Raw genomic sequence first — 20,643 nt, 5'->3', positions numbered from 1 at the left:
GGGTACCGCCGCCGGCGGCTCGCCCCCCGGAGCGGGGACGCCGGCCCTCCGCCGAGCGGTTCCCGAAGAAAAAACGGGCCGGTCCGTGGGGGGGAGACGGACCGGCCCGAGGGGGGGTTTCCACCATAACCCTTCGTGAGGGCGGACGCGTGCATCGGCGCCCCACAACTACTCTCCGGAATCAGCCGGCGACGGCGAGGTGTGCGCGGAACGCCGGATTCTGAGGTGTTCCATAGCCGGTTCACAGCGGATTCCCAGGAAATTCGGGGCCGATCGGCGAGATCAAGAGGGTTTGGGCCGTCTTGGTGAACGTTCGGCGAGTTGTCCCGGGGTCCCTCCGACGGGCTACCCCGCGAGCGAACGGCGGCTTGACGCCACCGCCGCACGTCGGCCGGACATCGCGGCACCGCGCAGCCCCCTCCACTGCGCGGTGCCGCCCGCGCAGCTTTGCTGACGCGAATTACCTTGGCCTGAACCTACGTGACGGATGAGACGCGTGTGAACCGCCCCCGATAACGATGTGGAAACCCCGGGCGAAGCGCGGGTGAACCGATGACGGAAAAGCCCGGTTTCCCCGGTTTCTCAGGAGGCCGGCTTCCGGACATCGAAGAGGTGCCGGGCGCTGTGCGCCACGAACGGCCCCTCCTTCCCGATCCGCTCGTGCAGGGCGCGGAGTTGGGGCTCGTACGCCTCGACGGTGAAGCCCGGGACCATCCAGACCACCTTGCGCAGGAAGTGCACGACGGCCGCGATGTCGTGGAACTCCATCCGCAGCCGCTCCGCCCGCAGATCCACCACCTCGAGCCCGGCCGCCTCCGCGTCCTTCCGCTCGCCCTCGGGATCACGGCCCCGGCGCACGGACTCCGGCTGAGGCCCGAGGAAGTACTCCACCAGCTCGAACACGCTGCCGGGTCCGACATGCTGGGCGAAGTACGTACCGCCCGGCCGCAGCACCCGCGCGATCTCCGCCCAGTGCGGGGTCACCGGGTGCCGGCTGAGCACCAGGTCGAAGGACGCGTCGGCGAACGGCAGCGGCGCGTCGTCCGGGGCCGCCACCACGACCACGCCGCGCGGCCGCAGCAGGGCGGTCGCCTTCGCCACGTTCGGCGGCCACCCCTCCGTGGCGGCGACGAGACGCGGCCGGCCCGTCCCCGCACCGGCCAGGGCGAAGTCGAGCACCTCCCCGCCCCCGGTCTGGACGTCCAGCGCGGACTCGGCCCGCCCCAGCCGCTCCCCCGCCGCACGGGCGTACCCCCAGGAGGGCCGCGCCTCGCGGGCCCGCCCCTCGAACCAGGAGAAGTCCCAGCCCTCGGTGGGCACGGCCGCGCCCTCGGCCACGAGGTCCTCGAAGGAGCGGGCGGAGCGGTTCTGTGTCATGAACGCCATCGTGACAGCCCCGTTGTCATGGGGTCCTGCTAATTTCCGCGTTCATGACGAACTCACCCGCCGGCAGCGCCGCGGAAGAGAAGGACATCCTGCGCGCGAGCCTGGACCGCCACCGGGACGTCGTGCTCTGGAAGCTCGACGGCCTGGACGACGAACAGCTGCGGCGCCCCATGACACCGACCGGGACCACCCTGCTCGGCCTGGTCAAGCATCTGGCCTCGGTCGAGTACGGCTGGTTCGTGGGCACGTTCGGCGGCGAGGTGGAACCCCTGTGGTTCGACCCGTACACGGACGAGGACCTGCGGATCGCCCCCGACGAGACGACGGGCCGCATCGTCGACTTCTACGGCCGCGCCCGGACCGCCGCCGACCGGATGATCGCCGAGCTGCCCCTGGACGCCCTGGGCCGCCCCGCCTGGCGGGACCGGCCCGTCTCCCTGCGCTGGACCCTCGTCCACATGACCACGGAAACAGCCCGGCACGCCGGCCACATGGACATCATGCGGGAACTGATCGACGGGGCCACGGGCGACCGCCCGGCGGCCGGCTGACCACCGGGGGCCGGTGCGGTGTCCCGTCACCGGCCCTGCGCGGGAGGGTTCCGGAGGGCGAGCACGGCGAACACGTCGTCGCCGTCCCGGTCCGTGCCGACGTGTTCGAAGCCGTGCTTCTCCAGCAGGCGGACGGACGCGGTGTTCCCGGAGAAGGGGTCGGCGTACAGCGGCCGGACCCGCTCCAGCTCCAGGAAGAGGCCGAGGGCGCGCGTCCCCACCCCGCGCGCCCAGTACGGGCGGCCGAGCCAGTAGCCGACGAATCTGCGCCCGTCCTTCGCGGTCCAGGAGACGACGCTGCCGGCCACCTCGCCGTCGACGGTGACCGTGCGCACCAGGCTGTCGGGGTCGCGGAGGATCCGCTCCCGCCAGTGCTTCAGGAAGGCGTCCAGCGGCCGGGGGGTGAACTTCGACCGCCGGACGGCCTCCGGGTCGTTCTCGTAGGCGTGCAGGACGAGGAGGTCGTCGTCCACCACCTCGCGCAGACGCACATCGCCGTGCCTCACATCGCTGTGTTCGTCGGTCATGCGGTGCAGTGTGGCAGCCGCCACTGACAACGCCGTCCGCCTCCCGCGGCTCCGCCGGGACGACTCCTTCACATGCGCGCCCGTCAGCGCTTCGCCCGTCCTCCGGCGGGTACGGTCACCGCGGAGGTGGGCTCGGGATGACGCGGTGGCGGGACGGGCGGGGGCGGCTGGTGGTCCGGCCGGCCGGGGGCGGGGCGGCGGTCACGGTCCCGCTGGAGACGGCGACGTCCTACCGGGCGCGGACGAGGGGGCTGCTGGGCCGTGACTCGCTCGCCGGGGCGATGCTGCTGTCCCCCGCGAGCAGCGTGCACACCTTCCGCATGCGCTTCCCCATCGACGTCGCCTACCTCGACCGCGGCCTCACCGTCCTGGCCGTCCGCACGATGAGCCCCGGCCGCCTGGGCCTGCCCCGGCTCCGGTCCCGCCATGTGCTGGAGGCGGAGGCGGGGGCCATGGCGGGGTGGGGGCTGGTGGCGGGGGCGCGGGTCGAGATCGAGGTGGAGCCGGCGTAGGCGCGGGGTCTCAGTTCGGGGTCTCGGGTTCCGGGCGGGGCCTGTCAGCCGTCGGTGCGGGGGAAGGACACCTCCACGCGGCGGTTCTTCTTCCTGCCCGCCTCGGTCGAGTTGTCCGCGATCGGGTACTGCTCGCCGTAGCCGCGCACCTCGAAGGTGACGTTCGGGTCGTTCAGGTCCTGGTCGAGCACGGCCTGCACGGCGTTGGCGCGCTGCCGGGACAGGACGTCGCCGTGGGCGGAGGAGCCGAGGTCGTCGGTGAAGCCGAAGACGCGGACCCGGGTCGCGTGCTGCTTCTGGATCTCGTCGACGATGGTCGCGATACGGGCCTTCGCCTCGCCGCTCAGCTTGGCGCTGTCCTTGCCGAAGAGGACCTCGGCCTGCAGGGCGAAGGTGACGTCGGCGTTGGTGTCCTCCCGCCGCTCGTCCCCGCTCTGGTCCTCCACGACCGACTTGATGTCCAGCACCTTGGGCTCGGCGAGGGTGGCCCCCTCGGGGAGCTTGAGATCCGGATCGGTGGGGTCCACCTTCACGGGCGCGGTGGCGGAGGGTTCCGTGCCCGGGGGGTCGCTGGGGGAGGTGTCGTCGGCACGGGCGGCTGTGCTGAAGAGGAAGGTGACGGCGGCCACCGCCAGAGGAAGGCGAGTCATCGTGCGCACTCTGCTCACCCGGAGATCGTGATGTCAGCGGGCGCGAACATGGGCATCTGGAAGGAGACCTCGTTCGTTTCGGCGGGCGGCGCCGGGAACTGCATGAACACGGGCACTGTCTCTCCGGACTTGATGCTGGACACCCCGGTTGTGGTGAGGGGACGTCCTTCGGTGTCACGAAGGACGTAGTAGCGCTTCCTGCCCTTGGAGTCCACGAGGGTTGCTCCGCCGAATGAGCGACCGTTTCTGATGATCTCGGTTTCGTTTCCACTCAGCTGTGCCGGAATGGTCAGCAGTTTGCCGCCGTCGTTCTTCAGGTTCCCGCTCACCGTGACGAACCCGCCTGTGTCACGCACGGCCGACGTGACGTCCAGCAACAGACCGTTCGGCCCCTTCAGTTCCGCCAGTGGCTCGTCCGACTGTCCCTCTTGAGCACTCGGCCGAGAACCGTCAGTTCTCGAGGCGGACGCCGAACCCTCTGGCTTCTTGTCCTCGCCACCGCCACCACCGCAAGCGGCCATCCCAAGAGCCAGACCGGTCGACACTGTGAGCGCGACCAGTCCTCTGCGGGCCTGCGCAGCGAACCGAATGCTCATGACTCTGCTTCCTTCTCGATCGTCGTGCGCTTGTCAGTCGGCCAGGTGAACATCGAAGAGGTCCTCGGGCTTCGGCAGCCTGGCCGGGTCGTCCGGATCCGGTTCCCAGTGCTTCCCGCCCTTGCAGGTGAGTTGCGGCAGGGCCTCAGTCGTGGAGTCGCCCGGAGTCCCACAGAGTGACTCGATCACAGCCGTCGCGGACTTGGTCGACTTCATGTTCTCGGTACCGGGCACGACGGAGTCTCCGACCGTCTTGTTGGTCTGGACTTCGACTGTGTACCTGAGCAATTCCGGGTCGCAGAAGTTGAGGCGGGCATCGTTCTCCGCGGCGAGTTGTTCCGCCCGCCAGCATGAATTGCCAGCGCCCTTGCCCTCGAAGATGTCACTCCACTTCGCAGGGTCGGACAGGGCGTCCACCCACATGTCGGCGAGTTGGTTCCGTGCCTCCTGGGCCGCTGCGAGCGCTGCCGCGTCGGCTGCCGTCTGGGCGCCGCCCCGGTTCACCGCGGCCTGACCGACCGCCAGGTAGGCGAGCGCGAGAAAGAGCAGGCCCGCCACCACCGTGATGTAGATGGGGAAAGCCTGCCCTGCGTCGGCGTACCTACGGAGTCGCGTCAGCCGCCAATGACCTCGTTGACCTTGTCCGTGATGGCGTTGTAGATGGTCTGCCCGATGTCCGTCCCCGTGATCGCCAGCACGATCGCCACCACCACGGCGATGATCCCCAGGTACTCGACGGCAGTCTGCCCCGTGTCGTTGGTGCGTCGCCGCATGGCAACCATGAACCTCAGCAGCAGGTCGCTCATCGCGCTCCCCTTCAGATTCGCTTCCGATGCCGGAAACGTAAGCCCCGACAAGGTGCCCCTCTAAGGGCCCCAGGACCCATTCCCGGGCCCAGCCCCGCCCCCGGTCGGCCATTTCAGGCCACCCCCAGCCACTTGGCGGCCGCCTGGGACCTCGTCGTGCTGTGGAGTTTGGCGAAGATGCGGTTGATGTGGTTCTTGACGGTCTTCTCGCTGATGAAGCAGGCGGCAGCGATCTGCTGGTTGGTCATGCCGGACGCGATGAGGTCCATGATCTCCGCCTCCCTGCCGCTCAGTTGGAACCGCGACCGATAAGACTGTCCCACATCCGGTTGCAGTTGCGAAAGGTTTTGGGGTGGAACGGGGCCCAGAAAAGGCGGCAGTTCCGGCTCCGCATGTGCAGGTGCACTCTCCCGCACCCCGTTCACCAGCGCCCGCGCCGCTCCCGGCGTCACATGCGGGCGTCCCTCGCGTACGTCGTGCACCGCCCTCATCAGCTGCTCCGTCGTGAACTCACCGTGCACCAGGTAACCCCCCGCCCCCAGCCGCAGCGCCTCCCGTACGGTCTCCGTCTCGTGGCTGTACGTCAGCATCATGACCGGGGCCAGGCGTACCAGGTGGGGCAATGCCGAGATTCCGTCGACTCCGGGCATGCGGACGTCCAGGAGGACGACGTCGGGGCGGTGGACCAGTGCCGCCTCGTACGCCTCGCGGCCGTCCGCCGCCTCCGCCACCACCGTGGTGTCCTCGCGGTCGGAGAGGAGGGCGGTGAGGCCCGCGCGGATGACCGGGTTGTCGTCGGCCACCACGAGGCGGAGGGGGGCCGTAACGGTGCCCGGTGGGAAGTCCGGGCCGGGGTTCAGGTGCTGCATCGGGTGCCTCCTCTCGGGCTCAAGGGCTCAGGCTTTCTCGGGTGTGGCGTCGGGTCTCGCGGGCCCAGAGGGCTGCGCGGGGCCGGCAGACTGCGCGGGTCGCACCGGCTGCCCGGACGGCGGCGGCTGGCCGGACACCGCTGGCTGTCCGGACCGCACCGGCTGCCCCGACAACGCCGACTGCCCCGGTACCGCCGGCTGCCCGGACCGCGCCGCCTGCCCCGGCACCGCCGACTGCCCCGGCACCGCCGACTGTGCCGGACGCAGAGGCAGTTCCACCCTGACCTCCGTGCCGCGGGCGTTGCCGCCGCGGCCGATGCGGATGCGGGCCCCCGCCGCGGCGGCGCGCTCGACCATGCCGAGCAGGCCGAAGTGGCCGGCGCGGCGCAGGGCGTCCAGTGTCGTGCCGGAGGGCAGGCCGTCGCCGTCGTCGTGGACGGACAGGCGGAGCAGATCGCCCTCGACCCCCGCGGTCAGCTCCACGCGGGTCGCCGACGCGTGGCGGTGGGCGTTCTCCAGCGCCTCCGTTGCGATGGCGAGGAGGTGGCGGGCGAGGGGTGCGGCCAGGGGCGGGAGGGGGGTCCGGGGGTCGTCCGTCCGGCGGCAGGTCACCGGCAGGCCGGTGCGGGCGGCGAAGTCCGTGGCGCGGGACGTCACCTGGGCCCAGAGGTCGGTGCGCGGCGCCGCCGGGGAGTCGTCGCGGCGCAGGTCCTCCAGGAGCTCCCGGGACTCCGCCGCCGCCCTGCGGGCCGAGCGGGACACCAGGTCGGCCTGGCGGCGGACCCGGGCCGGGTCCGGGGCGCCGGCCGACGCGGTCGCCGCCAGGCCGTCGGCCGCGAGGGCAACGCCGTACAGGGTCTTGGCCACCGAGTCGTGCATCTCGCGTGCCAGCCGCGCACGTTCGGCGTGCACCGCCTCCGTCGCCGCCAGGCGGGCCTGCACCGCGGTGAGCGCCTGCGTCGCCGCGCCGTAGCGGAGCATCAGGTTGCGCAGGGTCGAGCCCATCGCGCCGGTGACGACGCACAGGCCGGGCAGCAGCAGGGACTCGGCGACGCCCGCCCGCTGGTCGGCCTGGAGGGTGGCGTGGACCAGCAGCAGGATCAGGGACTGGAGCGAGGCGAAGCAGGCCGCGCCCCGCCAGCCGTAGACCAGGCCGGCGAGCAGCGGGGTGCAGACGCTGACGTAGGCGAGGGTGGTGTCCGGGCCCGCGGAGACCAGCGGGAGGGAGCCGAAGAGGGTGTCGGCGGCCAGCAGGCTGGGGTGGCGCAGCAGCAGGGGTCCGAAGCGTTCCCAGTCGCGGAACAGCACGTAAGACACCATGAAGATGACGACGACGGCCGCGCCGACCAAGCGGACGCCCAGGCCGGGGGACGCGTTGAGCAGGGCGGCCGGGGCCGCGAGGACGATCATGGCGAGGCGGAACCCGAAGACCTGCCTGCACATCGCCTGCAGGGCGCGGACCTGCAGTTTCTCGGGGTCGGGTGGGGGCGGGTGCGCCAGGCCGCCCACCGGGTGCGCGTCGCCGCCGGCGCCGTCGGCGGGGCCGCGGCCGGTGTCACCGCCCGCCGCGGGCCGTCCGGCCCCGGCGCCCGGGCCCGCGTCCTCCGCCCGGCCGCGCCGGTACGGGCGGCCCGCGGCTCCCGCCCGGCCGCGCCAGTGCCGGCGGCCCGTGGTCCCCTTCGCCGGCGTCATGGTGGTCACCCCGCCCCCGCCTACTCGCCCGTCAGGGAGCCGAAGTCGACGCCGGAGCCAAGCAGCAGGCCAGCGCCCAGCAGCAGCATCGTCGCCGGAACCATGAACGTGGTGATCATCAGGGTGGCCTTGGGGACCGCGCGTGCGGCCTTGCGGCGGGCGTTCTGGGCGTCCGTGCGGCGCATGTCCTTGGCGAGGGAGACGAGGGTGTCGACGATCGGCGCGCCCAGTTCCTCGCCCTGCTGCAGTGCCGTCACGAACATCGCCACCTGTTCGGAGTCGTTGCGGCGCCGCAGCTCCGCGAAGGCCTGGCGGCGGCTCATGCCGAGGTCCATCTGGCGCAGCGTGATGCGCAGTTCGTCCGCCCAGGGGCCCTCGTAGCGGGTGGCCACCCGGTCCAGCGCCTGGCGGAAGCCGAGCCCCGCGCTCACCACCACCGCGAGCACGTCCAGGAAGTCCGGCAATGTCCGCTCGATGACGTCCTTGCGGACGCGGATCGCCGACCAGATGCCGACCTCCGTCCAGAACGCCCCGAACAGCAGCAGGAGCAGGGCGACGAACCACTGCCCGCGCAGCAGGAAGACCAGGAAGCCGACGCCGCCGAGCGCGCCGTACACCGCGCGCCGGGCCGCGTAGCGGTCGATGGTGAGGCCGCCGGGGTTGCCCGCGAGGTCGATCCTGCGGCGGTACCGGGCGACCAGGCGCGGGCCCATCAGCCGCAGCACGGCCGGGGCGTAGCGCATGCCCATGCGGTCGATCACGGAGTCCACCGCGCCGGTGCGGGTGGCGCCGACCTCCAGGGCCAGCGCGAGGTCGCCGGGCAGTTTCGCGTCCGCGCGGTACATCCGGACGCCGGCGAAGACGCCCCAGACGCCGAGGCCCATCAGCAGGGCCAGCAGGTATGCCATCAGGTCAGCCTCCTCACACGTCGATCCGGCTCATCCGGCGGATGAGGACGAAGCCGACGGCGTACAGGGCGAACGCGGTGATCACGCAGGCCTGGCCGACCGGTGAGCCGGTCATGCGGTCCAGGGCGCCGTCCTTGACCCCGTTCATCAGGAACAGCGCGCCGATGCCGAGGACGGGGACGGCGTACGACGTCATCGTCACCTGGGAGAGCTGGGTGCGGATCTCGCGCCGGGTCTCCTTGCGTTCCTCGAGGGTCTCGGTGAGGTTGCGCAGGGCCGAGACGACCTGGCCGCCCGCCCGGTTGGACAGCACCAGGGTCGTGACGAGGACGACCAGTTCGCGGGAGGGCAGCCGGTCGGCGAGCTCGCCGAGGGCGTCGTCCAGGGAGTGGCCGATGGCCAGCTGGTCGGAGACCTTGGCCAGTTCCTCACCCGCGGGCGCCTCCAGTTCCTCCGCCGCCATGCCGATCGCGGTGCGCAGCGCGAGGCCGGCCTGGGTGGCGTTGGCCAGGATGCGGGCCAGTTCGGGGAGCTGGTTGATGAAGCGCTCGATGCGTTTCTGCCGCTGCCAGTTGAGGAACTGGACGGCCGCCCAGATGCCGAGCAGGCCGGCGAGCGGGCCGAAGAAGGGGGCCAGGGTGGCCTGTCCGATGAGCCAGAGTGCGGCGACCGTGGCGAGCATGTAGGCGAAGAACTCGCCCGGGGTGACGTCCAGGCCGGTCGCGGCCAGCCGCAGTTCGAGTTTCCGGCCGAGTGCGGTGCGGCGCAGCCGGCGGTCCAGGGTGTGGAAGCGGCGCCGGCGGCCGGGGGCGGAGTCGGCCCCGGTGAGCGCGAGCCGGTCGACGAGGGCGGCGCGCTGGGCCCGGCCCGCGGCGTAGGTGTGGATGCCGGCGACGGCCAGGACGCAGGTCAGCAGGGCGACACCGGTGGTGAGCTGTACGAGCGTGTGGAGTTCCAAGGGGGGCCTACCTGGCTTCTCGGGTGGCGAGCTGCTCCGCGGAGTGGGCGACGCCGAAGGCCTGCGGGATGGGCTGGCCGGCCATGTGGAGGCGGTCGGCGGCGCGGCGGGGCAGCGGGTGGTACTCGAAGGCGCCGTACACCCGGCCATCGGCGGTCATGGGCCGGGCGTGGAAGCGGGCGGCGGTGGCGAGCCGGTACGGGTCGCCGCCGTGGCTGTCGAGCAGGGCGATCTCGGTGATGCGGCGGGCGCCGTCGGCGAACCGGGTGAGCTGGACGATGACGTCGACGGCGCTGTTGATCTGGTCGTGCAGCGCGACGAACGGCACCTCGACGTCGGACATGGAGGCGAGGGTCTGGAGCCGGGTGAGGGCGTCCTCCGCGCTGTTGGCGTGCACGGTGGCCAGCGAGCCGTCGTGGCCGGTCGACATGGCCTGGAGCATGTCGAGGGACTCGCCGCCGCGGACCTCGCCGACGACGATGCGGTCGGGCCGCATGCGCAGGGAGTTGCGCACCAGGTCCCGGATGGTGACCTGGCCCTTGCCCTCGACGTTCGGCGGCCGTGACTCGAGCCGCACCACGTGGGTCTGCTGGAGCTGGAGTTCGGCGGAGTCCTCGATGGTGATGATGCGCTCGTGTGCCGGGATGAGCCCGGACAAGGCGTTGAGCAGGGTGGTCTTGCCGGTGCCGGTGGCCCCGGAGACGATGATGTTGAACTTGGCCTGCACCAGTCCGGCCAGCAGGTAGACCATGGGCTCGTCGAGCGAGCCGAAGCCGATCAGCTCCTGGAGGGTGAAGGAGCGCGGGAAGCGGCGGATGGTGAGGGTGGGGCCGGTCAGGGACAGCGGCGGGATGATGACGTTGACCCGCTCGCCGGAGGGGAGCCGGGCGTCCACCATCGGGTTGGACTCGTCCACCCGGCGGTTGACCGTCGACACGATCCGCTCGATGGTCTGCATGAGCTGGTCGGCGGAGGCGAAGCGCAGCGGGAGCTGCTCGACGCGGCCGCCGCGTTCGACGAAGATCGCGTCGGGGCCGTTCACCATGATCTCGGTGATGGAGGCGTCCTCCAGCAGGGGTTCGAGGATGCCGAGGCCCAGCGCCTCGTCCACCACCCGCCGGATGAGCTGGGAGCGCTCGGCGGTGGAGAGCACCGGGCCCTCGCGGCTGATGATGTGCCCCAGCACCCGTTCGAGCCGCGCCCTGCGCTCGGCGGCGGCGAGCGAACTCATCTCGGCGAGGTCGATCTCCTCCAGCAGCTTGGCCCGGTAGGAGGCGACGAGATGCGTGTCCTCACCCCGGGTGCCCTGCTCCTCGGGGGAGTTGATGCGTGCCCGCAGGCTCATGGGTTCGCCTCTCCTCGGTCAGTGGTCGCGGGGCATGGTGGCGGACTTCTCGGCGGGGTCGAAGTGCCAGCCCGGGACGACCGAGGGGATGGAGACGGAGGCGGTGACGGTGACCGAGTCGGCTCCTCCCCCGCTCGCGCCGCAGGTCACGGTCAGTCCCCCGCTGACGGCCCGCGCGCACGCCTGCTGGGCGGACTGCCCCAGCGACTCGGCCCGCGCCCCGGCCCGCGCGGCGGTGCCGGCCTGCTCGGCGGCGTAGGCGATCGCCCCGATCTGGAAGCCGGCGAGGCCGACGACCAGCAGGACGGGGATGAACCCCAGGTACTCGATGGCCACCTGGCCCCGGTCGTGTCCCCTGCGTGGCATGTCAGTCCTTCACCTCCTCGACGGCTCCGGCGTGGCCGTGCACCGTGACGGGGAAGTCGATGGAGCCGGGGAAGAGGACGGGGACCTTCAGCGCCACGTCGGCGGTCACATAGCCCTCCCCGCCGCACCGCGTCACCTCGGCGCCCTCCCGCCAGGCCCCCGACAGGTGCTTCAGCGCCGCCTGCCGGCACGCGCCGAAGCGCTCACCCCGGTGTGCCGCCGTGCCCGCCCGCACACCCTCGTCGGCAGCATTCCCCGCGAGCGTGTAGGCGTACCCCACGAGCACGCACTGCCACATCAGCACCAGCGTGAGCACGATCAGCGGGGTCATCCCCAGGAACTCGACGGCGACCTGGCCCCGGTCGTCACCGCGCAGGCGTCTCATCGGGCCCTCACTCCTTCCGCCGCCGGAAGCTCACCGAGCCGCGGTCGCCGCGCGGCCGGCCGCCGCCGCGGTGGGACGGGCCCTCGGGGGCCTTCGCCAGGCCCAGTTCCCCGGCGAGCGCCCACAGGGCCTGCTTGACGGTGCTCCGGCCGTCCAGTTCGTGGACGCGGCCGGCGTCGACGACCGCCTGCAGCTCCTTGAAGTTGGCGGGTACGGCCGTGCGCGCCAGCGCCGTTCCGGTGATGCGCTGCACCAGCGGGGGCTGGATCTCCGTGCCGCGCGTGTGCCGGTTGACGACGACCGTCGTCTCCTCCGCCTTGCGGATCTGCAGCCGGTCCCACATGCGCACGGTCCGCTTGGCGGCGCGCACGGCGACCACGTCGGGCGTGGCCACCAGCAGCGCGGTGTCGGCCGTCTCCACCGCCGCCGCGCTCGCCCCGCCGAGCTGGGCGCCGCAGTCCACGACGACGACCTCGTAGCGCGAGCGCAGGGCGCTGATGACCTGGCGGGCGGCGCGGTCGGTGACCTCCTCGCCGCGTTCGCCCTCGGCGGGGGCGAGGAGCAGGGCGAGTCCGGTGTCGTGGCGGAAGACGGCGTCGGCGAGGACGCGCGGGGAGATGTCGTTGATGGCGGCCAGGTCCACGACCGAGCGGCGGAACTGGACGTCCAGATAGGAGGCGATGTCGCCGGTCTGCAGGTCGAGGTCGACCAGGGCGGTGGGCCGGCCGGAGGCCTGGGCGGCGAGCGCGAGCTGGATGGCGACGAGGGTCGCGCCGACCCCGCCCTTGGCGCCGCTGACCGTGACGACCGTGCCGCCGGCCCCGCCGAGCGTCTCGGCGCCGTGCCCGAGGTGGCGGCGTACGCCCGTGGACCACTGGGCGACGGCCTGGACGCGGCTGGCGAGTTCCTCGTACGACAGCGGGAGCGGGACGAGGCCCCGGGCGCCGGAGTCCATGGCGGCGGCGAACAGGCCGGGGCTCGCGTCGGTGGTGACGAGGATGACGCCGACGGCCGGGAAGCGCAGGGCGACCTCGCGGATCAGCTCCAGCGCCGGTACCGGGCCGATGCGTTCGTGGACGACGACGACCTCGGGCAGTTCGTCGACCGACTCGGCGGCGAGCCGGGCGAGGGAGTCGACCAGCTGGGTGGAGTCGGTGACGGGCGGCTGCGGTTCCGCGTCGGGAAGCTGGCTGAGCAGCGTCACGAGGGAGCGGACGGCGTCGGGGTCGGCGCCGGCCGGGAGGATCCTGGTGGGCATGCGGACCGCCTCTCACTTGTCCGTCGCGAGTTCGTACGTGCGGTCCTTGTCCGGGACCCCGGTCTGGCCGCCGGGCGCCACCAGGGCGAGCCGGACCCGCTGGGCGAAGGACTCGGCGTAGGTGATCCGCTGGGCGTCGAGGGTGGACAGCGCGAACGTGATCGGAACGGCCTCGGTCGGCTGCTGCCGGTCCCTGCCGGTGTCGGGTTCGAGCGCGGTGATCCGGCCGACGTCGAGGACGCGGGCGTTGGTCACGATGATCTTCGACTGGTCGGGGTCGCCCTCCTTCTTTCCCTCGAAGGTGGCATAGACGTTGACGCGCGAGCCGGGCGTGATCTTGCCGGCGACGCCGGTCGCCGCGTCGATCATGATGGCGACCTCCTGCTGGCCCGGCTGGAGGGCGGGCCGGTCGACGATCATGTCGGTCTGGAGCAGGGAACCGGCCCGCAGGGTGGTCACGGCGATCTTGCCGCGGAGCTGCCGCAGATCGGTGACGGCGTTGCCGGACAGCCACCGCTTGGGCATCTCGGTCTTCTCGAACTGGCCCGTGTTCAGCGCGGTGTACGGCTTCACGTCGGACCTGACCCGGTAGGCGGTCACCTCGGGCCCGACCTTGGAGTTCACGTCGTGGACGACGGAGAGCACGCCGGCGAACGCGCCGAGAGCGCACAGGACCGACAGGATCAGGAGTATCACGCCGCGGCGCTGACGGGAGTTCATGAACCGTGCAACCTCATTGGGGGAATCGGTCGAGCGGGATGTGATCTGGCGTTCGTGCTGGTCAGGCGGGCGTTCGTTGCTCCAGGGCGCGCGGCGCGGGCGGCTCGTGCCCGGGCGGGGTGGCGGAGCAGAACACGCAGCGGTCGCCGATGACGTCGAGGCCGCACCAGTGGCAGGTGGACTGCCGCACCGAGGTGACCAGTTGGTAGAGGACGGACAGGTCGGCGAGGTAGCTGCAGAACTCGATCATGCGGCCCGTGCCCCACCAACGCGGCGACTCGGCGGGCAGCGGGGTCTCGCGCAGCGCGTGCGCGGTCCACTCCTTGGCGAGCCCGGCGATCCAGTCGCTCTGCAGCTGTCCCTTGGCGACGAGCATCCAGGTGCCGAACTCGGGCCCCTTGAGTCCGGCGCCGGAGGCGACCCGGACGAGCTGCGGCTCGGGATGGGCGACGACGGCGAACTGGCTGCCCGGCACCCAGGACTTGGCGTGCGACTTGAGCCCGACCGGCACCCGGTCGAGGCGGGCGACCGAGCCGAGGACGGCGCCGGCGTGGATGTAGTGGGTGAGCAGCCGGCCGGCCGAGGCGAGCACGCCGGGGCTGAGGTCGCAGGAGGCGAGCTGCCTGAGCTGCCGGGCCAGGACGGCGATGCCGAGCGGGGGGAGTTCGGGCCGGAAGACGGCGACGCGGTCGCTCTCCAGCAGCGAGCGGAGGGTGTGCAGCCGCCGTACGACCGGCTCCGGGGTGGCCTGCGAGCACACGACGACGACGTACCCGTACTGCTCGGTCAGGGCGTGCAGTTCGGTGAGGGTCTGCTCCAGCGGGCGCCGGTCGAGGTCGCGCAGCACGACGGCCGGCATGGTCCGTTCGTCCTGGGCCGGCAGCGCCATGTCGGCACTGGTCACGGCAATGGCAGTTGGCACGCGCAGCTCCCCGCTCCTTCACGCCACCGCGGCTCGTCGGTGTCACTCCAACGCGCCGGGACGACTTCATTGCGTGACTACCTGAGCACTGTATCCACGCCCCAATGAGCGGAGAACAGCGTTTGTGTAGCTCGTGTGGAACTCATCGGGCACAAGTGACGCCAAAACCGGACAGGTTGAGCCTCCGAGCGGAGACGGTTTTGGTCTGGACCTCTTGACAGCCGGATTGGCCTAGACCAACTTGTACGCCAACGGTGGCCACCGTCCCCCGCTCCACCCTCCCCACCGACTCCCCCACCGGAGGCCCCTGTGGACCGTGCATCAGCCATGCCCTCGGACCGGACCGGACGCAGACGCCGCACGCGCGTCGGCACCTGGTCCGCCGCCACCGCCCTCGCCCTCGCGGCAGCGGGCCTGGCCGCGGCCCCCGCCTCGGCCGCGGACGTCAACAACGCCCGCAACGCCGGATTCGAGTCGGGCCTGGGCAACTGGACCTGTACGGCCGCCAGCGGCACGACGGTCTCCTCCCCCGTCCACTCCGGCGCCGCGGCCCTGAAGGCGACCCCGGCCGGCCAGGACAACGCCCAGTGCACCCAGTCGGTGGCGGTGAAGCCCAACTCCACCTATTCGCTGAGCGGATGGGTCCAGGGCGGCTACACCTACCTGGGCGTCACCGGCACGGGCACGACGGACGTCTCGACCTGGACCCCCGACACCGCGTCCTGGAAGCAGCTCTCCACGACGTTCACCACCGGCGCGTCGACGACGTCCGTCACGGTGTACACGCACGGCTGGTACGGCCAGGCCCCCTACTACGCCGACGACATCTCCGTCTACGGCCCCGACGGCGGCGGTGGCGGCGACCCGGCCCCCACCGTCCCCTCGGCACCCTCCGGCCTGACGGTCTCCGGCACGACGTCCTCCTCCGTCTCCCTGTCCTGGTCGGCCGTGTCCGGCGCCACCGGCTACAACGTGTACCGCAACGGCACCAAGGTGACGGCGGTGACGGGCGCCTCGGCGACGATCAGCGGCCTCACCGCGTCGACCTCGTACTCCTTCCAGGTCACCGCGACCAACTCGGCCGGTGAGTCCGCGAAGTCGGGCACGGTGACGGCGACGACGGCGGCCACCGGCGAGGGTGGGGGCGGCGGCGGTGCGCTGCCCAAGCACGCCGTGACCGGGTACTGGCAGAACTTCAACAACGGGGCGAAGGTCCAGAAGATCTCCGACGTCCCGTCGGCCTACGACATCATCGCGGTCGCCTTCGCCGACGCCACCACCACGCCCGGCGCGGTCTCCTTCAACCTGGACTCGGCGGGCCTCGGCGGCTACACCGTCGACCAGTTCAAGGCCGACATCAAGGCCAAGCAGGCGGCGGGCAAGAAGGTCATCGTCTCCATCGGCGGCCAGAACGGCACGGTGTCGGTCAGCGACTCGGCCTCGGCGGCGAACTTCGCGAACTCCGTCTACTCCCTGATGCAGACCTACGGGTTCGACGGCGTCGACATCGACCTGGAGAACGGTCTCAACGCCACGTACATGACGCAGGCGCTGCGCTCCCTGTCCTCGAAGGCGGGCTCGTCGCTGGTCATCACGATGGCCCCGCAGACGATCGACATGCAGTCGACGTCCAACTCCTACTTCCAGACGGCCCTGAACATCAAGGACATCCTCACGGTCGTCAACATGCAGTACTACAACAGCGGTTCCATGCTGGGCTGCGACGGCAAGGTCTACAGCCAGGGCTCGGTCGACTTCCTGACGGCCCTCGCCTGCATCCAGCTCGAGGGCGGCCTCTCCCCGTCCCAGGTCGGCCTCGGCGTACCGGCCTCGACGAGCGGCGCGGGCAGCGGCTACGTGTCCCCGACGATCGTCGACAACGCCCTGGACTGCCTCTCCAAGGGCACCGGCTGCGGCACCTTCAAGCCCTCCAGGACCTACCCCGACCTGCGCGGCGCGATGACCTGGTCCACCAACTGGGACGCCTCGTCCGGCAACGCGTGGTCGAACGCGGTGGGGGCGCATGTGCACGCGATGCCGTGACATCAGCGCCGGCTGAACGGAAGCCCGGGTCCGGGGGGCCCGGGCTTCCGTGTGTCCATACTCGGCCATGACGTTCGACCTCCTCACCCTGGAGCCCTTGACCCCCGGCCGTGCGAAGCTCGCACTGGCGCAATGCTTACACGTGCGCGCGACGGACGTGGACGTCGCCGACGAAGCCACCGACCAGGACCTCCGCAACTGGGACGCGCTGGTGCTGTGCGAGACGGCCACGGTCCGCGGTGACGTGTCCACGTCCCTCACTATCCACGTCCAGGAATCCGTGCGGTCACAGCCGCGCGAGCGCGAGCTGGCCTCAGCTCTCGCCCGGCTGCTGCACTCGGCCGTTCTCTTCCCGGCCGAGGAGGCCCTGCCGAGCGCTTACTGGCTGGCGGCGGAGAACGGGGCGATCACGCGGGCTCGGCTGAACTCCTCCCACGACGAACGGCCCCGCTACACGATCGACGTGGTCGAGGCCCCGGTGGCTCAGCTGCCCCACGTCCCGGTCGAGCACATCGCCGAAGTGGTGCGCGAGCAGCGGGTCGCGACGCCTGTGAGCGCCGCTTTCGCCACGCACGTTCAGCGCATGTTCCCGGAGGAGGGCAAAAGCCCGGGGACACCCCTCTGGTGCGCGAGCAATCGACTGGGCGCCTGGGAGAAGCTCATCGGGCAGATGGGAGCCGGTTGGGCGCCGGGCGGCTGGTTTCCGTCCGACCTGTATCTCGAACGTCTCGAGGCGAGGGACGAACTGGATCAGGTAAGTGACCAACTCCCCGAGTCGGTTACCGCGCTGCTCGGGAACGCTCTTGCGCCCCTGGACACCCTCTTCACGCGGATGACGGTGGAGGACACCGACCAGGTGTGCCGAGAGCTCGCCCGCGCGCAGGGCATCGCGCCGGGGCGCGGCTGGTGGTGGGATCGCCGCCCCGATCCGCTGCCTTGGTGAGCGTCTTGAGCGCTCGCGGAGTCGGGCTCTCGGATCGGTCCGCGCCGGCGGTCCGTCAGGGCGGGCGATTTCTGTCATATGCCTGTGTCTGCGACCCCGCCGGTAGTACGGTCTGATCTGTCGTCAGCCGGAGTTTTTGGGGGAGCGGGATGACAGGCGTGGAGATCGCGATCGGCTGCCTGTTCGCATGGGCGGCTCGCAAAGCGCGCCGGGTGGGGGCCCGGGCCGACCAGGAGGCGGACCGCGCCCTGGACGCGGCGATGGACCGGGTGCACGAGGTGGTCAGCGCGAAGCTCGGGCAGGAGACGGCCCTGACCCGCCTCGACGAGGAGGCCGCGGCCGGTCGCGGTGAACCTACGCCCGAGACCCGCCAGTGGCTCCAGATCGTTTTGAAGGACGCGATCGACCACGACGAGGCCTTCGCCGCGTCGCTCCGGGACGCGCTGGACCAGCTTCCAGCCCGGCCCGAACACGCCGCCCAGGGCGCGAACGCCCTGCAAGGCAATGTCTTCCATGGCGACACGGCCGTCCAGGTCGGGGACAACGGCCACCAGGTCAACAACTTCGGGACGCCCAGATGACCGACCTCGGACAAGGCGGCGGGGACGGTCCCGGCAGATTCGACCACAACCACCTTCACGGGCCTTCCGGCGTGCAGGTCGGGCCGAACGGCCAGCAGTTCAACGCCAATCCCAACATCAACATCCGGCAATCAGGATTCCTGCTGCCGGCCGTCTGCGTCGCCGCGCTGGTCGGAGGGGCGGTCTTCGCGGTCATGGCGCTCGCACCCTGGAAGGGCAGTGCGCAGGGCGCCGCACCGCCCCCGGACTCGATCGCGAGCAGGGGCCCCGACGTCACCGCCCCGGCACAGGACTCCCCGTCGGAGCAGGCCGCCGTCTCCTCACCGACGACAGCGGCGGCTGCCGCCGGCCCGGTCCGGTGGCAGGGGGAGATCAACATCGGCATGGCGGGAGTGGACCTCGACTCCCTCCCCCCGTCCCAGAGCACCGACGACTCCTACGACGCCGCGCTGTACAGCAGCAGCGACGCACTGATGACGAATCGATCCGGCGCTCCCGACGTGGCGGCGTGGCCCGGCCCCGGAACGCCGAGCAGGAAGCAGTGCGCCGATCAGCTCGCCACCCACGGCGGCTTCATGGCCCAGGCGGCGACCGAGAGCGTCCTGTGCGTCAGGACGCGCACCGGCCGCGTCGCCGCCCTGACGATCACCTCCATGGGCGATGTCTTCACCGCCGGCACGGCCAAGGTGATCGTCTGGGAGACGAAGGACCAGTAGTGCCCGGTCAGTCCTGAGACCACTCCCGCAAGTCAGACACCCCTCTGCGAGCAGGGACAAGGAAGAGCTGGATCGTGGAGTACTGGAAGGTCGACTGGTTGCACGATTTCCAGTCGGAGCCCACAACTCTGTTCAACGAGATCGGTGACGACGGATACGAAGTCCGAAAGGTGCAGCACTACCGCGACGGGCGGAAGCTGAAGGCTGACGCGTTGCACGAGTCGGCGGAAATCGGCCTCAGCGAAATTCCCGTAGGCGCCATCGAGGATGTGGCCGGTCAACCCGAGTTCCGGGCCACGCCGATCACAGGCGCGGCGTTTGAGGAAGCGTGGCGAAGTGCGTCATGGGTAACGCGCGGGCCAGATTCTGTCTACAGGTAGATCGTCCCCACGCCCATGCCGGCGCGCACCTCGCTGGGCTGTCAGGGCTCAACGAGTCAGGCCGTCGCGAGTTCGCACCACACGTACTTGCCCCGGTTCCCGAACCTGGCCGACGGCTGCCAGCCCCAGAAGTCCGCGCACGCCCTGACCAGGGCCAGGCCCCGGCCCTCCTCCCCCAGCTCGGCGACCTCCTCCAGCGGCCGGAACGGCTCCGGTGGGCCGGGGTCCGTGTCCCACGCCCCGATCCACACCACCCCCTCCACCGAGCGGCGCACCCTCAGCGCGGCCGGCCCCTTCGTGTGCCGTACCGCGTTCCACACCAGCTCTGCGGCGAGGAGTTCAGCCGTGTCGACCATGCCGATCAGGCCGTGCATCGTCAGGATCAGACGCAGCGTCCGACGGGAGATCGTCACCGCTCTGAGGTCGTTGGGGATGTAGAGGGTGTAGTCCCAGGTTTCGGGCATGACTCATCCACTCCGGTGAGGTGAGGGGTTCAGTTCAGGGCGTGCGGTGGCATTGCCGCAGGCGTCATGGCAGGACGATGCGGTGCACTTCCGCAGCGCGTTCACTTCATTACGGACAGTAGGGCCATATTTTGGGACCCTGCAAGTGGTTGCCGTAATCTACCCCTCGAACGAGGCACAGCCGCACCGCAGTTGAGGCGATGGAGGAAGCCATGCCACGCAGGCAGCAGCCCACCGCACGACAAGAGCGCCTCGGCGCTGAGCTGCGGAAACTGCGCGAAGCCGCAGGACTCAAGGGGCGCGAGGCAGCCGCGCTGCTAGGGACCGACTCGGCGCAGATGAGTCAGATCGAGGCAGGCACCGCCGGTGTGAGCGAGGAACGGGTACGACGTCTCGCCGCTCTGTACGCCTGCACGGATGAGGGACTGATCGAGGCCCTGGTCGGGATGGCGACCGACCGGACCCGTGGCTGGTGGGAGGACTACCGGGGCCACCTGCCGACGCCCTTCATGGACTTGCCCGAGCTGGAGCACCATGCCAGCTACCGCTGGGACGTCGAGTTCCTGCATGTCCCGGGCCTTCTGCAGACCGCCGCGTACGCCCGGTCCCTCTTCGCCTACGTCAATCCGGAGTTCCCGGACGGTGACGTCGAGCGTTGGGTGGAGCATCGGATGAAGCGCAGGGTCATCATCGATCGCGCGGATCCGGTTCCCTACGCAGCGGTGGTCCATGAGGCGGCGCTGCGCATCAGGGTCGGTGACCGAGCCGCAGCGCGCGAGCAGCTCAATCGCGTTGCCGAACTCTCCGAGGCCGACCATGTGACAGTGCGCGTCGTCCCCTTCGACATCGACGGCTTCGGCGGCGCGGGAAGCGCCATGGTGTACGCGGGCGGTCCCGTACCCAGGCTGGACACCGTCGTTCGCGACGGTCCCAACGGTCCGGTCTTCGTCGATGCCGAGGCCCAACTTCAGAGATACCGAACGCTCTTCCGTAGGGTGGAGGCGGTGTCACTCGACCCCCACCGGTCGCGTGACTTCATCCACCGGCTGGCTAAGGAGCTGTGAG

At 71.1% G+C, this 20,643-nt stretch carries 25 protein-coding genes; 8 read left to right on the top strand and 17 right to left on the bottom strand.

What is annotated here, in order from left to right; genetic code table 11:
* Positions 1 to 582: 582 nt before the first annotated feature.
* Positions 583 to 1,377 (bottom strand): class I SAM-dependent methyltransferase, encoded by a 795-nt coding sequence (locus tag ACFYU0_RS23540; protein ID WP_389303938.1) that lies wholly within the window; start codon positions 1,375 to 1,377, stop codon positions 583 to 585.
* A gap of 53 nt (positions 1,378 to 1,430) precedes the next feature.
* Here ACFYU0_RS23540 and ACFYU0_RS23535 point away from each other — a divergent pair, with 53 nt between their 5' ends.
* A complete protein-coding gene (locus ACFYU0_RS23535; RefSeq protein ID WP_389303936.1) occupies positions 1,431 to 1,937 on the top strand; it encodes a DinB family protein in 507 nt (168 codons plus the stop codon).
* Positions 1,938 to 1,963: 26 nt separating this feature from the next.
* On the opposite strand, the gene ACFYU0_RS23530 is transcribed toward ACFYU0_RS23535, so the two are convergent.
* Positions 1,964 to 2,464: a GNAT family N-acetyltransferase gene (locus ACFYU0_RS23530; protein WP_389303935.1), complete on the bottom strand. Its 501-nt coding sequence runs from the start codon at positions 2,462 to 2,464 to the stop codon at positions 1,964 to 1,966.
* A 137-nt stretch (positions 2,465 to 2,601) separates the two neighbouring features.
* On the opposite strand from ACFYU0_RS23530, the gene ACFYU0_RS23525 reads away from it, so the two are divergent.
* Positions 2,602 to 2,976, top strand: coding sequence for a DUF192 domain-containing protein (locus ACFYU0_RS23525; RefSeq protein WP_389303933.1), 375 nt, complete (start codon positions 2,602 to 2,604; stop codon positions 2,974 to 2,976).
* Between the two features lie 44 nt (positions 2,977 to 3,020).
* Here ACFYU0_RS23525 and ACFYU0_RS23520 read toward each other — a convergent pair whose 3' ends face one another.
* The 14 genes from ACFYU0_RS23520 to ACFYU0_RS23455 form a co-directional block, all read right to left on the bottom strand.
* Positions 3,021 to 3,626 carry an OmpA family protein gene (locus tag ACFYU0_RS23520; protein ID WP_351662233.1) on the bottom strand — a complete coding sequence of 202 codons (606 nt, stop codon included), beginning with the start codon at positions 3,624 to 3,626 and terminating at the stop codon, positions 3,021 to 3,023.
* Between the two features lie 14 nt (positions 3,627 to 3,640).
* On the bottom strand, positions 3,641 to 4,222 hold the full coding sequence (locus tag ACFYU0_RS23515; RefSeq protein ID WP_351662231.1) for a hypothetical protein: 582 nt from the start codon (positions 4,220 to 4,222) through the stop codon (positions 3,641 to 3,643).
* Between the two features lie 33 nt (positions 4,223 to 4,255).
* Entirely contained in the window at positions 4,256 to 4,840 is a 585-nt protein-coding gene (locus ACFYU0_RS23510) for a pilus assembly protein TadG-related protein (RefSeq protein ID WP_351662968.1), read from the bottom strand.
* Positions 4,837 to 5,028, bottom strand: a complete 192-nt coding sequence (locus tag ACFYU0_RS23505; RefSeq protein WP_351662229.1) for a hypothetical protein — start codon at positions 5,026 to 5,028, stop codon at positions 4,837 to 4,839. Before ACFYU0_RS23505 ends, ACFYU0_RS23510 begins: the two co-directional genes overlap by 4 nt.
* Before the next feature lie 113 nt (positions 5,029 to 5,141).
* The gene (locus tag ACFYU0_RS23500) at positions 5,142 to 5,897 is read right to left on the bottom strand and encodes a response regulator (protein ID WP_389303930.1); all 756 of its coding nucleotides are present in this window, start codon (positions 5,895 to 5,897) and stop codon (positions 5,142 to 5,144) included.
* Between the two features lie 27 nt (positions 5,898 to 5,924).
* Positions 5,925 to 7,589: a histidine kinase gene (locus tag ACFYU0_RS23495; protein WP_389303928.1), complete on the bottom strand. Its 1,665-nt coding sequence runs from the start codon at positions 7,587 to 7,589 to the stop codon at positions 5,925 to 5,927.
* Between the two features lie 20 nt (positions 7,590 to 7,609).
* On the bottom strand, positions 7,610 to 8,497 hold the full coding sequence (locus tag ACFYU0_RS23490; RefSeq protein WP_351662225.1) for a DUF5936 domain-containing protein: 888 nt from the start codon (positions 8,495 to 8,497) through the stop codon (positions 7,610 to 7,612).
* 13 nt (positions 8,498 to 8,510) lie between these two features.
* Positions 8,511 to 9,455: a type II secretion system F family protein gene (locus ACFYU0_RS23485; protein ID WP_389303927.1), complete on the bottom strand. Its 945-nt coding sequence runs from the start codon at positions 9,453 to 9,455 to the stop codon at positions 8,511 to 8,513.
* A gap of 7 nt (positions 9,456 to 9,462) precedes the next feature.
* Complete coding sequence (locus ACFYU0_RS23480; RefSeq protein ID WP_389303925.1) at positions 9,463 to 10,800, bottom strand: CpaF family protein; 1,338 nt, start codon at positions 10,798 to 10,800, stop codon at positions 9,463 to 9,465.
* Positions 10,801 to 10,818: 18 nt separating this feature from the next.
* Complete coding sequence (locus tag ACFYU0_RS23475) at positions 10,819 to 11,166, bottom strand: TadE/TadG family type IV pilus assembly protein (protein WP_389303924.1); 348 nt, start codon at positions 11,164 to 11,166, stop codon at positions 10,819 to 10,821.
* A 1-nt stretch (position 11,167) separates the two neighbouring features.
* Positions 11,168 to 11,551: a TadE/TadG family type IV pilus assembly protein gene (locus ACFYU0_RS23470; RefSeq protein WP_389303923.1), complete on the bottom strand. Its 384-nt coding sequence runs from the start codon at positions 11,549 to 11,551 to the stop codon at positions 11,168 to 11,170.
* A gap of 7 nt (positions 11,552 to 11,558) precedes the next feature.
* Positions 11,559 to 12,809: a CpaE family protein gene (locus tag ACFYU0_RS23465; RefSeq protein WP_389303921.1), complete on the bottom strand. Its 1,251-nt coding sequence runs from the start codon at positions 12,807 to 12,809 to the stop codon at positions 11,559 to 11,561.
* Between the two features lie 12 nt (positions 12,810 to 12,821).
* Positions 12,822 to 13,529, bottom strand: a complete 708-nt coding sequence (cpaB, locus tag ACFYU0_RS23460) for a Flp pilus assembly protein CpaB (protein WP_351662213.1) — start codon at positions 13,527 to 13,529, stop codon at positions 12,822 to 12,824.
* A 61-nt stretch (positions 13,530 to 13,590) separates the two neighbouring features.
* Positions 13,591 to 14,433 (bottom strand): hypothetical protein, encoded by an 843-nt coding sequence (locus ACFYU0_RS23455; RefSeq protein ID WP_389304127.1) that lies wholly within the window; start codon positions 14,431 to 14,433, stop codon positions 13,591 to 13,593.
* Positions 14,434 to 14,778: 345 nt separating this feature from the next.
* Between ACFYU0_RS23455 and ACFYU0_RS23450 the strand changes: the two genes are divergently transcribed.
* From ACFYU0_RS23450 to ACFYU0_RS23430, 5 genes are all read left to right on the top strand, one after another.
* Positions 14,779 to 16,494 carry a chitinase gene (locus ACFYU0_RS23450; protein WP_389303919.1) on the top strand — a complete coding sequence of 572 codons (1,716 nt, stop codon included), beginning with the start codon at positions 14,779 to 14,781 and terminating at the stop codon, positions 16,492 to 16,494.
* Between the two features lie 67 nt (positions 16,495 to 16,561).
* On the top strand, positions 16,562 to 17,437 hold the full coding sequence (locus ACFYU0_RS23445; RefSeq protein WP_389303917.1) for a hypothetical protein: 876 nt from the start codon (positions 16,562 to 16,564) through the stop codon (positions 17,435 to 17,437).
* 149 nt (positions 17,438 to 17,586) lie between these two features.
* The gene (locus ACFYU0_RS23440) at positions 17,587 to 18,018 is read left to right on the top strand and encodes a hypothetical protein (RefSeq protein WP_351662203.1); all 432 of its coding nucleotides are present in this window, start codon (positions 17,587 to 17,589) and stop codon (positions 18,016 to 18,018) included.
* Positions 18,015 to 18,734, top strand: a complete 720-nt coding sequence (locus tag ACFYU0_RS23435; protein ID WP_351662201.1) for a hypothetical protein — start codon at positions 18,015 to 18,017, stop codon at positions 18,732 to 18,734. Before ACFYU0_RS23440 ends, ACFYU0_RS23435 begins: the two co-directional genes overlap by 4 nt.
* Positions 18,735 to 18,808: 74 nt before the next feature.
* Entirely contained in the window at positions 18,809 to 19,114 is a 306-nt protein-coding gene (locus ACFYU0_RS23430) for a DUF6881 domain-containing protein (protein ID WP_389303915.1), read from the top strand.
* Positions 19,115 to 19,170: 56 nt separating this feature from the next.
* Here the strand turns inward: ACFYU0_RS23430 and ACFYU0_RS23425 are convergent, their stop codons facing one another.
* The gene (locus tag ACFYU0_RS23425; RefSeq protein WP_389303913.1) at positions 19,171 to 19,578 is read right to left on the bottom strand and encodes an ATP-binding protein; all 408 of its coding nucleotides are present in this window, start codon (positions 19,576 to 19,578) and stop codon (positions 19,171 to 19,173) included.
* A gap of 212 nt (positions 19,579 to 19,790) precedes the next feature.
* Here ACFYU0_RS23425 and ACFYU0_RS23420 point away from each other — a divergent pair, with 212 nt between their 5' ends.
* Entirely contained in the window at positions 19,791 to 20,642 is an 852-nt protein-coding gene (locus tag ACFYU0_RS23420) for a helix-turn-helix domain-containing protein (protein ID WP_389303911.1), read from the top strand.
* Position 20,643 lies beyond the last annotated feature (1 nt).

Source organism: Streptomyces sp. NPDC003720 (genome assembly GCF_042875075.1).
Classification (GTDB): Bacteria; Actinomycetota; Actinomycetes; order Streptomycetales; family Streptomycetaceae; genus Streptomyces.
The sequence above is the reverse complement of the archived record's forward strand: the minus strand, read 5'-3'. Positions and strand labels throughout refer to the sequence as shown.

What these genes read in the sequence shown, in the direction of transcription:
- ACFYU0_RS23540 (WP_389303938.1), bottom strand. Translation starts at nt 1,377, where the DNA reads ATGACACAGAACCGCTCCGCCCGCTCCTTCGAGGACCTCGTGGCCGAG.
- ACFYU0_RS23535 (WP_389303936.1), top strand. Translation starts at nt 1,431, where the DNA reads ATGACGAACTCACCCGCCGGCAGCGCCGCGGAAGAGAAGGACATCCTG.
- ACFYU0_RS23530 (WP_389303935.1), bottom strand. Translation starts at nt 2,464, where the DNA reads ATGACCGACGAACACAGCGATGTGAGGCACGGCGATGTGCGTCTGCGC.
- ACFYU0_RS23525 (WP_389303933.1), top strand. Translation starts at nt 2,602, where the DNA reads ATGACGCGGTGGCGGGACGGGCGGGGGCGGCTGGTGGTCCGGCCGGCC.
- ACFYU0_RS23520 (WP_351662233.1), bottom strand. Translation starts at nt 3,626, where the DNA reads ATGACTCGCCTTCCTCTGGCGGTGGCCGCCGTCACCTTCCTCTTCAGC.
- ACFYU0_RS23515 (WP_351662231.1), bottom strand. Translation starts at nt 4,222, where the DNA reads ATGAGCATTCGGTTCGCTGCGCAGGCCCGCAGAGGACTGGTCGCGCTC.
- ACFYU0_RS23505 (WP_351662229.1), bottom strand. Translation starts at nt 5,028, where the DNA reads ATGAGCGACCTGCTGCTGAGGTTCATGGTTGCCATGCGGCGACGCACC.
- ACFYU0_RS23500 (WP_389303930.1), bottom strand. Translation starts at nt 5,897, where the DNA reads ATGCAGCACCTGAACCCCGGCCCGGACTTCCCACCGGGCACCGTTACG.
- ACFYU0_RS23495 (WP_389303928.1), bottom strand. Translation starts at nt 7,589, where the DNA reads ATGACGCCGGCGAAGGGGACCACGGGCCGCCGGCACTGGCGCGGCCGG.
- ACFYU0_RS23490 (WP_351662225.1), bottom strand. Translation starts at nt 8,497, where the DNA reads ATGGCATACCTGCTGGCCCTGCTGATGGGCCTCGGCGTCTGGGGCGTC.
- ACFYU0_RS23480 (WP_389303925.1), bottom strand. Translation starts at nt 10,800, where the DNA reads ATGAGCCTGCGGGCACGCATCAACTCCCCCGAGGAGCAGGGCACCCGG.
- ACFYU0_RS23475 (WP_389303924.1), bottom strand. Translation starts at nt 11,166, where the DNA reads ATGCCACGCAGGGGACACGACCGGGGCCAGGTGGCCATCGAGTACCTG.
- ACFYU0_RS23470 (WP_389303923.1), bottom strand. Translation starts at nt 11,551, where the DNA reads ATGAGACGCCTGCGCGGTGACGACCGGGGCCAGGTCGCCGTCGAGTTC.
- ACFYU0_RS23465 (WP_389303921.1), bottom strand. Translation starts at nt 12,809, where the DNA reads ATGCCCACCAGGATCCTCCCGGCCGGCGCCGACCCCGACGCCGTCCGC.
- cpaB (WP_351662213.1), bottom strand. Translation starts at nt 13,529, where the DNA reads ATGAACTCCCGTCAGCGCCGCGGCGTGATACTCCTGATCCTGTCGGTC.
- ACFYU0_RS23450 (WP_389303919.1), top strand. Translation starts at nt 14,779, where the DNA reads ATGCCCTCGGACCGGACCGGACGCAGACGCCGCACGCGCGTCGGCACC.
- ACFYU0_RS23445 (WP_389303917.1), top strand. Translation starts at nt 16,562, where the DNA reads ATGACGTTCGACCTCCTCACCCTGGAGCCCTTGACCCCCGGCCGTGCG.
- ACFYU0_RS23440 (WP_351662203.1), top strand. Translation starts at nt 17,587, where the DNA reads ATGACAGGCGTGGAGATCGCGATCGGCTGCCTGTTCGCATGGGCGGCT.
- ACFYU0_RS23435 (WP_351662201.1), top strand. Translation starts at nt 18,015, where the DNA reads ATGACCGACCTCGGACAAGGCGGCGGGGACGGTCCCGGCAGATTCGAC.
- ACFYU0_RS23425 (WP_389303913.1), bottom strand. Translation starts at nt 19,578, where the DNA reads ATGCCCGAAACCTGGGACTACACCCTCTACATCCCCAACGACCTCAGA.
- ACFYU0_RS23420 (WP_389303911.1), top strand. Translation starts at nt 19,791, where the DNA reads ATGCCACGCAGGCAGCAGCCCACCGCACGACAAGAGCGCCTCGGCGCT.